9 protein-coding genes are annotated in these 12248 nt (G+C 62.8%); 7 read left to right on the forward strand and 2 right to left on the reverse strand.

Annotated features, from left to right (window positions below; genetic code table 11):
• Nucleotides 1-208 precede the first annotated feature (208 nt).
• The 7 genes from ABIB00_RS28830 (at nt 209) to cnbZ (ending at nt 10403) form a co-directional block, all read left to right on the forward strand.
• Nucleotides 209-910: a TetR/AcrR family transcriptional regulator gene (locus tag ABIB00_RS28830; protein ID WP_354106676.1), complete on the forward strand. Its 702-nt coding sequence runs from the start codon at nt 209-211 to the stop codon at nt 908-910.
• A gap of 1 nt (nt 911) precedes the next feature.
• Nucleotides 912-2105, forward strand: a complete 1194-nt coding sequence (locus ABIB00_RS28835; RefSeq protein WP_247349684.1) for an efflux RND transporter periplasmic adaptor subunit — start codon at nt 912-914, stop codon at nt 2103-2105.
• Nucleotides 2106-2181: 76 nt separating this feature from the next.
• Entirely contained in the window at nt 2182-5277 is a 3096-nt protein-coding gene (locus tag ABIB00_RS28840; protein WP_247350234.1) for a MexW/MexI family multidrug efflux RND transporter permease subunit, read from the forward strand.
• 139 nt (nt 5278-5416) lie between these two features.
• Entirely contained in the window at nt 5417-8014 is a 2598-nt protein-coding gene (locus ABIB00_RS28845; protein WP_354106677.1) for an ATP-binding protein, read from the forward strand.
• Nucleotides 8011-8400: a response regulator gene (locus ABIB00_RS28850; RefSeq protein ID WP_354106678.1), complete on the forward strand. Its 390-nt coding sequence runs from the start codon at nt 8011-8013 to the stop codon at nt 8398-8400. The genes ABIB00_RS28845 and ABIB00_RS28850 overlap by 4 nt, the downstream gene beginning before the upstream one ends.
• Entirely contained in the window at nt 8397-9647 is a 1251-nt protein-coding gene (locus ABIB00_RS28855) for an adenylate/guanylate cyclase domain-containing protein (RefSeq protein WP_354051859.1), read from the forward strand. Before ABIB00_RS28850 ends, ABIB00_RS28855 begins: the two co-directional genes overlap by 4 nt.
• A 9-nt stretch (nt 9648-9656) precedes the next feature.
• Nucleotides 9657-10403: a 2-amino-5-chloromuconate deaminase CnbZ gene (cnbZ, locus tag ABIB00_RS28860; protein WP_247349691.1), complete on the forward strand. Its 747-nt coding sequence runs from the start codon at nt 9657-9659 to the stop codon at nt 10401-10403.
• Here the strand turns inward: cnbZ and ABIB00_RS28865 are convergent.
• On the reverse strand, nt 10400-11287 hold the full coding sequence (locus ABIB00_RS28865; RefSeq protein ID WP_354106679.1) for an ABC transporter permease: 888 nt from the start codon (nt 11285-11287) through the stop codon (nt 10400-10402). The two genes, cnbZ and ABIB00_RS28865, sit on opposite strands and share 4 nt — an antisense overlap.
• 3 nt (nt 11288-11290) lie before the next feature.
• A complete protein-coding gene (locus ABIB00_RS28870; protein ID WP_354106680.1) occupies nt 11291-12232 on the reverse strand; it encodes an ABC transporter permease in 942 nt (313 codons plus the stop codon).
• Between the last annotated feature and the right edge of the window lie 16 nt (nt 12233-12248).

Raw genomic sequence — 12248 nt, forward strand, 5'->3', positions numbered from 1 at the left:
CAGGCCGCCAGGTCCAATCACCTTCAGCAACGGTCTCCAATACTTCCATGCCGTCGCAGCAGGATGGAGCCTCAGAGATATGTGCATGCCCTAGGTCCTGCGCAGGGACGATGTAAGCAAGATCAATTTCCACTGAAATTACAACGCATTTAGGTTGCGTTGCAGCATAGTGCTTGACTTTTACATGGGTGAGTGCTTACTCACTAGCATGAGCTCATTGCGTATGACGAGCGACCTGAGGCGTCAATTGATCCTCGGCGCCGCAAAGCGTTGCTTTGCCCGACACGGCTATACCGGCACCACGACCAAGAGCGTGGCGGCCGCCGCTGCCATTTCCGAAGCGCTGCTGTTCAAGCATTTCCCGTCCAAGGCCGCGCTGTACGCCGAAATTCTCAGCGACGAATGCGAGGCTGACCCGGCGCTCATGGATCTGCTCGAACGGGAGCCCTCGACCGTCACCCTGGTCGAAGTGATCCGCGGCATGGTCGGACATTTCCTTCAGATCGCTGACGGGCCCGACCGCGAAGAAGCCCAGCGCCTGCGACTGATGGCCACGAGTCATTTGGATGACGGCGAATTCGCCCGTTTGCTGTATGCCAAGATCGAAACGCTGATCGGGGCGGTCTTCGTCGCCTCGCTCGAGCGTGCGGTTGCCGACGGAGACGCGCGGCCATACAACGGCGAACCGCTCAACCTGTTCTGGTTTGCGCATCACACGGCGATGACGGCTGCGCTGACCAGGCTGCCGGCCACGCCGTGTCTCGCCTATGGCAAGGCGAACGACCTCGAGCGGCAGCTCTGCGAGTTTCTCCTGAGAGGTATCGGACTTAACGACGCCGCAATTGCGTCGCATTTGGGCCGCGATCAGGCCGCGGATGCGGGCAAAACGGCGATTGCAGAAAGCGCATGACATGAACATCGTAACCGAACACAAGATTTCGGGCGAACCGATCGACACCAAGGCTCCCAAGCGTCCGGTCCGGCCGGTGCTCTGGTTCGTTATCGTCGGAACGCTTCTGGGCGTGCTGGTCGGTGGCCTCGTCTGGTTCAATTATTTCCGCGGCCAGATGATCAAGCAGTTCTTCGCCAACAACAAGCCGCCGCCGGTCGCGGTCAGCGCCGCCGAGGCGAAGTCCGAGGTGGTGCCGAACCTGTTGACCGCGGTCGGTGGTCTCGCCGCCGTGCACCAGGTCGATGTCAGCGCCGACGTCAACGGCCGCGTCACCGAGATCAAGTTCGAGCCGGGCACGCATGTCGAGGCCGGCACGCCGCTGGTGCAATTGTTCGACGCGGCCGAGCAGGGCGATCTCGCGAGCTTCAAGGCGCAGGCAACCGTCGCGCAGCTGTCGCTCGACCGCGCCAAGCAACTGGCGTCGCGCCAGTTCGGTCCGCAGGCGACCGTTGATCAGGCGCAGGCTGCCTACGACCAGGCAATGGCCGGAATTGCCAAGACCGAGGCATTGATTTCGCAGAAGCTGGTGCGTGCACCGTTCTCCGGCGATCTCGGCGTCCGCAAGGTCGAAGTCGGACAGTATCTGACAGCCGGCACGGCCATCGTTTCGCTGACCGATCTGTCGGAGCTGTGGGCCAACTTCACGGTGACGGAAAAGGACTCGGGCAACCTCAAGGTCGGTCAGCCGGTTCGGCTGAAGGTCGATGCCTATCCGGGCCGCACCTTCGACGCCAAGATCACCACGATCGAGCCGCAGATATCGACCGACACCCGCAACATCCGCGTGCAGGCGACCATCTCCAATCCGGAGAAGATCCTGAAGCCCGGCATGTTCGTGACCACCACTGTGGTGCTGCCGGACAAGCCGGCCGTGGTCACCGTGCCGGAGACGGCGGTCGACTACACGCTGTACGGCGACTCGGTGTTCGTGATTACCGAGAAGAAGGAAGAGGACGGCAAGACCAGCCTGAGTGCGGTGCGCACTTTCGTGCAGACCGGCAACCGGGTCGAAGGCCGCGTCGAAATCGTCAAGGGCGTGAAGCCGGGCGACAAGGTCGTCGCCGTCGGCCAGCTCAAGCTGCAATCGGGCGCGGCGGTGTCGATTTCGACCGACCCGGCTCCGCAGATCCCGGCGCAGCCGCCGCGATACTGACATCGCACACGTCGCAGCATGATCCGGCCCGGCCGGGTCATGCGCTTTGCAAGTCAATGAAATCGAGATCGCCGCGATGCGCTTTACTGATATTTTCATCAAACGCCCGGTCCTGTCGATCGTCGTCAGCCTGCTGATCCTGCTGATCGGCCTGCGCGCGGCAACGACGCTGCCGATCCGGCAATATCCGAAGCTGTCGAACACGGTCATCAACATCACGACCGTCTATCCGGGCGCGTCCGCGGACCTGATCCAGGGCTTCATCACGACGCCGATCGAGCAGGCGGTCGCTTCCGCCGAAGGTGTCGATTACATCACCTCGTCCTCGGTACTCGGCACCTCGACGATCCAGGTCTACATCAAGCTGAATTTCGATCCGAACCAGGCGCTGACCGAGGTTCTGGCCAAGACCAACTCGGTCAAATACCTGATCCCGAAGGAATCCAACGATCCGATCGTCACCAAGACCACGGGCCAGACCACGGCCGTGATGTATCTCGGATTCTCGTCCGAAGAGCTGTCGGGCTCGGCGATATCAGACTATCTGACGCGCGTTGTGCAACCGGTGCTGTCGACCGTCGACGGCGTGGCCTCCGCCGACATTCTCGGTGGCCAGACCTTTGCGATGCGGCTGTGGCTTGATCCCCTGAAGATGGCGGGCCGCAACGTGTCGCCTGCGGATGTCGCGGCCGCGATCACCGCCAACAACTTCCAGTCCGCGGCGGGGCAGACCAAGGGCTATCTGATTGTCTCGAACGTATCGACGAATACGGGCCTGACCGACGTCAACCAGTTCAAGAAGATGATCGTCAAGGCCAAGGACGGCGGCTTCGTGCGGATGGAGGACATCGCCACCGTCGAGCTTGCGGCCCAAAGCACAGACGCGAGCGTTGCCTTCAACGGCGAGCACGCGATCTTTATCGGTGTGCAGGCAACGCCGCAGGGCAACCCGCTGACCCTGGTCAAGGGCGTGCGGGCGCTGTTCCCTGAGCTGGAGCGCAATCTGCCGCCGTCGATGAAGATGAAGGTCGCCTACGATTCGACCAAGTTCATCCAATCTTCGATCGACGAGGTGGAGAAGACGCTGGGCGAGGCCGTGATCATCGTGATCGTGGTGATCTTCCTGTTCCTGGCCTCGTTCCGCTCGGTCATCATTCCCGTCGTCACCATCCCGCTGTCGATGATTGGCGTCTGCACGCTGATGCTGGCGCTGGGGTTCAGCTTCAATTTGTTGACGCTGCTTGCGATGGTGCTCGCGATTGGCCTCGTGGTCGACGACGCCATCGTGGTGGTGGAGAACATCCATCGCCATCTGGAGGAGGGGAAAACGCCGGTCCAGGCGTCGCTGGAAGGCGCGCGCGAAATCGTCGGTCCCATCATCTCGATGACCATCACGCTCGCGGCCGTGTACGCGCCGATCGGTTTCCTTGGCGGCCTGACCGGCTCGCTGTTCCGCGAATTCGCCTTCACGCTTGCGGGCTCGGTGATCGTGTCCGGCGTGATCGCGCTGACGCTGTCGCCGATGATGTGCTCGGTGCTTCTGAAGAACACCGAAGAGGGCCGCTTCGCCAAATTGGTCAACAAGGTGTTTGGCGCGCTGACGCGGTGGTACGGACGCAGGCTCGATCGCTCGCTCGACTACAAGGCCATCACCGGCCTGTTTGCGGTGACCATCCTCGGGCTGGTCGGCTTCCTCTACATGCACACGTCGAAGGAGCTGGCGCCCGAGGAAGACCAGGGCATCGTGTTCGCGGTGACCAAGGCGCCGAAATACGCCAACATCGACTACGTCGACTTTTACGGCGAGAAGCTCGACAAGGAATTCCAGAAGTTCCCCGAGACCGATCTTCGCTTCGTGCTGAACGGCATCAACGGCCCGCAGGGCGGTATCGCCGGCATGCTGCTGAAGCCGTGGGAGGAGCGCAAGCGCTCGTCGATCCAGCTGAAGTCGCTGGTGCAGGCCGAGCTTTCCAAGATCGAGGGCGTGCAGGCGTTCGCGTTCAACCTGCCGCCGCTCCCGGGCGGCCCGGGCGGCCTGCCGGTGCAGATGGTCATCAACTCCACCGCCAGTTTCCAGACTGTCTATGAACAGATGGAGAAGTTGAAGGCTGCCGCCCGCAAAAGCGGAATGTTCATCGTCTCCGACAGCGACCTTGCCTACAACCAGCCGAACGTGAAGGTGACGATCAACCGCACCAAGGCGCAGGATCTCGGCGTCAACATGCAGAACCTCGGCAGCACGCTCGCGGTGCTGCTCGGCGGCAACTACATCAACCGCTTCAATCTCGAGGGCCGTTCCTATCAGGTCATCCCGCAGGTGCCGCGCGGCCAGCGGCTCTCGCCGGAATCGCTCGCCGGCTACTACGTGACAACCAACACCGGCCAGCAGCTTCCGCTCTCGACGGTGGTATCGATCGAGACCAAGACCGAGCCGAATTCGCTGACACATTACAATCAGCTCAATTCGGCGACCTTCTCGGCGGTGCCGATGCCCGGCGTGACCGTCGGTGCGGCGGTCGACTTCCTCGAGAGCGAGGCCAAAAACCTGCCGCAAGGTTTCAGCCATGATTATCTAGCTGACAGCAGGCAATATGTGCAGGAAGGCAACCAGCTCGCGGTCACCTTCGGCTTCGCGCTGATTATCATCTTCCTGGTGCTGGCGGCGCAGTTCGAGAGCTTGCGAGATCCGCTGGTCATCATGATCTCGGTGCCGATGGCGATCGTCGGCGCACTGATCCCGCTGTTCTTCGGCGTGGCGACCATGAACATCTACACCCAGGTCGGACTGCTGACTTTGGTGGGCCTGATCACCAAGCACGGCATCCTGATGGTCGAGTTCGCCAACGAGCTCCAGATCAACGAGCGGCTCGATCGCCGCTCAGCCATCGAAATGTCGGCCCGCATCCGTCTCAGGCCGATCCTGATGACCACGGCCGCGATGGTGACGGGCCTGATCCCGCTCCTGACCGCGACCGGCGCGGGCGCGGCCAGCCGCTTCTCGATCGGTCTGGTGGTCGTCGCCGGCATGTCGATCGGCACGCTGTTCACGTTGTTCGTGCTGCCCGCGGTTTACGTGGTGCTGGCGACCGACCATCGCGCGGCGGCCGATTCCGAGCGGAACAAGCAGGTCAACGATCTCGACCTCGGCTCCAAGGCGCTGCGGCCAACCTGAGGACGCAGGTAAGCTAACCCGAGGGCGGCAGCGGCATTCCGCTGCCGCCCTTTTCTATTTGCCCCGGGGGTCCGATTGCCATCAGGCTTTCCCGCGCTCGCGAGAGACAAGGTCCGGTCTTCTTGCTAGGTTCGGCGGGATGAGCCTTTCCCTCCACCCCGATACCCCGCAAGCACGGGCGCTGCCGACTGCGGCGCCGGCTGGCGTCGCGTCCAGCACGACGCTAGGGCAGGGGATCAGGACCCGGCTCTTCACCAAATATGTCGCGCTGTTCGTGGCCGTCGTCGCCATCGCGCTGCTGGCCAACGGCCTGTTCGAGGTCTTCTTCTATTATCGCGAGCACAAGGCCGCGCTGATCCGGGTTCAGCATGAACAGGCCGAGGCGGCTGCGGCCAAGATCGGTCAGTTCGTCAAGGAGATCGAGAGCCAGCTCGGCTGGACCACGCAGCTGCCCTGGTCGGCGAGCTCGATCGAGCAGCGCCGGTTCGACGCGCTACGGCTGCTGCGCCAGGTGCCCGCCATCACCGAGCTCGCCCAGATCGATGCGACCGGCAGGGAGCGGCTGCGGGTCTCGCGGCTCGCCATGGACGCGATCGACAGCGGGATCGACCTGTCGGACGATCCGAAGTTCACCGAGGCGGTCGCGCACAAGGTTTTTTACGGCCCGGTCTATTTCCGCAGGGAGTCCGAGCCGTACATGACACTGGCGCAGGCCGGGTCGCGCAAGGATGCGGGCGTCAGCGTCGCGGAGGTCAATCTCAAGCTGATCTGGGACGTCGTGTCCCAGATCAAGGTCGGCGAGCACGGACACGCCTACGTGGTCGGTCCGGAGGGACGCCTGATCGCGCACCCCGATATCAGCCTGGTCCTGCGCAACACCGACATGTCTGGTCTCGCGCAGGTGCGCGCCGCGCTGGCCGGAGGCGGCGCCACGCTCGATGCGCTTTCCGAAGCGCGCAACATCCAGGGACAGAAAGTGCTGACCGCGTCGGCTCCGATCGCGCCGCTGCACTGGACCATGTTCGTCGAGATGCCGGTCGAGGAAGCCTATGCGGCGCTCTATGCTGCGTTGGAACGGCTTGCCTTCGTGCTGCTCGCGGCGTCGATCTTCGCGGTGCTCGCCGGGATATTCCTGGCGCGTCGCATGGTCGGGCCGATCCAGGCGCTGCGGAGCGGCGCCGAGCGCATCGGCGGCGGCGATTTCTCCCAGCGCATCTCGATCAGGACCGGCGACGAGCTCGAGGGCCTCGCGGACCAGTTCAACCACATGGGCGAGCGCCTGCAGGAATCCTATGCGGATTTGGAAAAAAAGGTCGAGGTGAGAACGGCTGAGTTGACCGAGTCGCTCGAGCAACAGACCGCTACGTCGGAAGTGTTGCAGGTCATCAGCTCGTCTCCTGGCGAACTCACACCGGTGTTCCACAAGATGCTCGAGAATGCCACACGCGTCTGTGGCGCGAGTTTCGGCGTAATGAATCTGTGGAATGGCGAGAGTTTTACGATTGCTGCGGATTACAATGTGCCGCCTGCGTTCGCGGCTTCGCGAAAAGACCTGCCGATCCGTCCTCATCCGGAGAGCGCACTTGCTGTGGTCGTCAGGACACGTCGGGTCGTCCATGTTCATGATGTGCAGGAAACTCCGGCCTATCTTGCTGGAGGTCCGACCATTCGTGGAATCTCCGACGTGGCCGGCGCCCGCACGATCGTCATAGTGCCCATGATGAGGGAAAACGAGCTGATCGGAACGCTCGCAGTTTATCGCAAGGAGGTCCGGCCGTTTACCGATAAGCAAATCGCGTTGGTTGAGAATTTCACGAAGCAAGCCGTCATCGCTATCGAGAACACGCGACTGCTGAATGAGTTGCGCAAGCGTACGACGGAGCTGTCGCAATCCCTCGAAGATCTCCACGCCGCGCAGGACCGCTTGGTCCAAACCGAGAAGCTGGCGTCCCTCGGTCAGCTCACGGCGGGGATCGCGCATGAGATCAAGAATCCGCTCAATTTCGTCAACAATTTCTCGTCGGTGTCGATGGAGTTGATCGACGAGCTCAACGAGGCCCTGCAAACGGCATCGCTTGACGGCAAGACCAAGGAAGAGGTCGAAGAGCTGACCGGCATGCTCAAGAGCAATCTCGAAAAGGTGGTGCAGCACGGCAAGCGCGCCGACTCCATCGTCAGGAACATGCTTCTGCATTCGCGCGAGGGCTCCGGCGAGCATCGCCCCAGCGATATCAACACGATCGTGGAAGAGAGCCTCAATCTCGCTTATCATGGCGCGCGTGCCGAAAGACCCGCCTTCAACGTCACGATCGAGCGCGGCTTCGACCCCGCGGCGGGCATGGTCGATATTTATCCGCAGGAAATCACTCGCGTCTTCCTCAATCTGATCTCGAACGGCTTCTACGCCACAGCAAAGCGCAAGGAGAGCGCCACAGACGCCTTCGAGCCCACCTTGCGCGCGGAAACGAAAAATCTCGGCGATAAGCTCGAGATACGTATTCGCGACAATGGCACCGGGATTCCGTTCGAGGTGAAGGAGAAGATGTTCAATCCCTTCTTCACCACCAAGCCGGCCGGCGAGGGCACCGGGCTCGGCCTTTCCATGAGCCATGACATCGTCGTGAATCAGCACGGCGGTACCATCGACGTGAACACCGAGCCCGGTGTATTCACCGAGTTCATCATCACCCTGCCGCGCATGATGGCGGCGGGCGACACTTCCGGAGGCAAGTCTTGAACGTTTACATCCTGGTCGTCGATGACGAGCCCGACGTCGAGGCGCTGTTCCGGCAGCAGTTCCGGCGCGACCTGCGCGCCGGCCGCTTCCAGATGGAATTCGCGCCGTCCGCGCCCGATGCGCTGAAGCTCGCCGCCGAGGTTCGCGATCCCTCGTTGATCCTGATCCTGTCAGACATCAACATGCCCGGCATGAGCGGGCTCGACATGCTGCCGAAGGTGCGTGACGCGCATCCTGACGTTCCCGTCATCATGATAACCGCCTATGGCGATGCAGAGACGCGCCGGAAGGCGATCGAGCGCGGCGCGGTCGGACTTCTCACCAAGCCGATCGATTTCGCGCTGCTGCGGCAGGAAATCGACACGAGGCTCGAGCAAGCCGCATGACCGCGACCATCCTCTTCGTCGACGACGAGCCGGATCTCGAGGCATTGGTCCTGCAAAAATTCCGCAGGCAGATTCGCGATGGGCTGGTGACCATCATGTTCGCGCGCGACGGCCTCGAGGCGCTGCAGTCGCTCGAGCAGAATCCGCATGTCGACATGGTCGTCTCCGACATCAACATGCCGCGGATGGACGGGCTGTCGCTGCTGGCGAAGCTCCAGGAAGCCGAAGACAAGAAGTCCACCATCATCGTGTCGGCCTATGGCGACATGAGCAATATCCGCACTGCGATGAACCGCGGTGCGTTCGACTTCCTGACCAAACCGATCGACTTCGCCGACCTGGAGATGACGATCCAGAAGACCATCCGCCACATCGAAATGCTGCGTGAGGTGCGAGGCCGCCAGGCGGAGGCGGAGCGCGCCCACGCCGCGCTGTCGCGTCATTTCTCGCCCGAGCTCGCCAAGCGTCTCGCGGCAGGGAGCGAAGGTAAGGGAATCGAAGTACAGTGGCGCGATGTAGCGACCATCTTCACCGACATTACCGGCTTCACCTCGCTGGTCGAGAGTGCGCCGCCGGAGACGCTGGGCGCGCTTCTCAACGAATATGTCGGCGGGATGACCGAGGTCGTTTTCGCCCATGAGGGGACAGTTGCCAAGATCATCGGCGATGCGATCCAGGTGCTCTTCAACGCGCCCGGCGATCAGCCCGATTATGCGACACGCGCAGTCGCCTGCGCGCACGGTCTCGACGCCTGGGCGGAGGATTTTTCCGCACGCTGGAAGACGAGAGGCGTGAATTTCGGCACCACCCGTATCGGCGTTCACGCCGGGCCGGCCCTGGTCGGCAATTTCGGCGGCAACCGGTTCTTCGACTACACCGCGTACGGCGACTCCATCAACATCGCGGCGCGGCTGGAAGCCGCAAACAAGCATCTGGGCACACGGATTTGCGTCAGTGCCAGCGTCGCCAAGGCGGCTGAGAATTTTCAAGGCCGTCCCGTCGGCGAGCTGTTGCTGCGCGGACGCAGCGAGCCGTTGCGCGCGTTCGAGCCGCTGGCGCAGGCCCAATTCGCTGCGCCGGAAACGGCGCTGTATTCCGAGGCTTTTGCCAAGATGGAGGCCGGTGACGGCGCCGCCATGCCGGCTTTTGCCGCGCTGGTCGGAATGCATGCCGACGACTCCCTCGCCGGCTTTCACCTGAAGCGCCTGCTCAACGGCGCCAAGGGTATTCGCATGCAACTGGAATAGGAGTCCGACATGACACGCGAATTCTCCGCCGGAAATTACCGCTTTATCCCGTCCGTGTTCCAGTATTCAGCCGGTGCGGCCGCGGATGACGGCTATGAGATCGAGCGCGTCCGCTTCGACCGCCCGGTGCCGCTCGCGGAAGGGTTTGCGCTTGCCGCGAAGTACATCCAGGAGGCGGGGCGGCCACTGACGGCGTTCTGTGCCTGCGAGCTGCGCTCACCGGCGGCCTTCAGCGAGGAAGGTTTTCGCGCGTTCAACCTGCACTATGTGAAGACGCTGTCCGAATGGGGCATCTTCGACGGCACCACCAATCCGGTGGCGCGCAGCAATGTCTGTCCCGAGATCGATCCGCCGGCCGAGCCGTCGTTCTATGCGTTCTCCTTCACGCGGCCGACGAGCTCGAAGACGCCGAGCTTCGTGATCGCCGGCGGCGCCGAGGCGCGCGAGGGCGGCGGATCCTATGTCGAGCGCACCGTGCGCTACCGCGACCTCAGCCCGGAGGGCCTTCGCGAGAAGGTCCGCTTCACGACGACCTCGCAGATGGAGAACCGGATGACGGCCTTCGGCTTCGGCTGGAAGGACACGACCGGCGTGCAAGCCTATTCCGTGCACGACTTCCACCACGCGCTGGTCGACGAGCTGGTCCGCCGCGGCGCGCTGCGCTCCGGCCTGTCCTGGCACTATGCCCGGCCGCCGGTGGTCGATCTCGAATACGAGATGGATTGCCGCCGGGTGATGCGAGAGATGGTGATCTAGCGCTGGCGCGGATCGAGCGCGTCGCGCAGGCCGTCACCGAGCAGGTTCAGCGACAGCACCACGAGGAAGATCGCAAGCCCCGGCCAGATCGCCATCCAGGGCGCCTGGGTCAAGAAGCGCTGTGCCGCATTGAGCATGCTGCCCCAGGACGGCGCGGGTGGCTGCTGGCCGAGGCCGAGGAAGGACAGCGCTGCTTCGGCGATGATGGCGGCGGCGATCGACAGTGTCGCCTGCACCAGAAGCGGGGGCAGGATGTTCGGCAGGATATGCGAAAATGCGATCCGCCACGGCGGATTGCCGAGCGCGCGAGCCGCCTCGACATAATCCTCGGCCTTGACGTTCAACACCAGCCCGCGGGTCAGGCGGATGAAGATCGGGGTGGCTGAGATACCGATCGCGATCATGGCGTTGCCGAGGCTCGGACCGAGGAACGCGGCGAGTGCGATCGCCAGGATCAGGAACGGGCAGGCCAGCATCGCGTCGGTGATCCGGCTGATCAGCGCATCGACAAAACCGCCACGATAGCCGGCGAGCAGGCCGAGCGGCACGCCGATGCCGAGCGCAATCGTAACCGAGATCAGGCCCGCGAGCAGCGATGCGCGCGCGCCGTAGACGACACGGCTCAGGATATCGCGGCCGAGCTCGTCGGTGCCGAACCAGTGCGCCGCGGTGGGCGGCTTGCGCACCAGGCTCCAGCTCGTCGCTATGGGATCATAGGGTACGACGAGTGGCGCAAGCAGCGCGAAGCCGATGAACAAGGTGATCACGACAAGTCCAAATACTGCCGCCTTGCGCTTGAACAGCCGCCGCCGCGCGCGGCGCGCCGGGCTGTCCAGCTCGTAGGCCTGGGTGGTGGGACTTGCAGATAGCGCAGCGTCGGTCATCGCCTAGCCCCTTAGCCGCGGATTGACGAGGACATAGGCGACGTCGGCAACGAGGTTGAGGGTAATGTAAACCGTCGCTGTGACCAGCACCACACCCTGCACCACCGCATAGTCGCGGTTGAACACCGCGTCCACGATCAGCTTACCGAAGCCGGGAATGGAGAAAATCTGTTCGGTCAGCACGGCGCCTGACAGCAATGTGCCGAGCTCGAGCGCGCCGAGCGTGATGATAGGCGTCAGCGCATTGCGCATGGCGTGCTTGAGGATGACCGAACGTTCCGACAGTCCCTTCGCGCGCGCGGTGCGGACATAATCGCTTTCCAGCACCTGGAGCATGGCGCTGCGGGTATGCCGCATCAAAACCGCGGAAATGGCATTGCCGAGTACGAAGGCGGGCATGATGGTGGCAGCCAGACTCGCGCGCCAGTTTTCGGTGAGCGGCACGTAACCCGACGCTGGCAGCCAGCCAAGTTCGATCGAAAACAGGAAGATCAGCATGATGCCGAGCCAGAAATTCGGCGTCGAGATGCCCCATAGCGCGAACAAATTGGCGCCATAGTCCCAGGCGGTACCCTTCTTAACGGCGGAGACGATGCCGGCGGGAATGCCGATGAAGAACGCGATCAGGATCGCCATCGATCCGAGCTGGAGCGTCACCGGCAGCTTCTGCGCGATTAGTTCGCGCACCGGCATCTTGTTGCGCAGGGACTCGCCGAAATCGCCTGATAGAACGCCCTTGAGCCAATAGACGTACTGTACCGGGATCGGCTTATCGAGCTTATACTGCTGCCGGATCTGTTCGATCACGGCGGGATCTCGCTCCTCGCCGGCCATCACCAGCGCGGGATCGCCCGGTAGCAACTGCTGGAGTGAGAAGATCAGGACCGACACGAAGAACAGCGTCGGGATGATCTGCGCGATGCGGTGGGCGAGGAAGTTCAGCATGGTTCGGATCGCGTTC

Source organism: Bradyrhizobium sp. LB14.3, from assembly GCF_040547985.1.
Classification (GTDB): domain Bacteria; phylum Pseudomonadota; class Alphaproteobacteria; order Rhizobiales; family Xanthobacteraceae; genus Bradyrhizobium.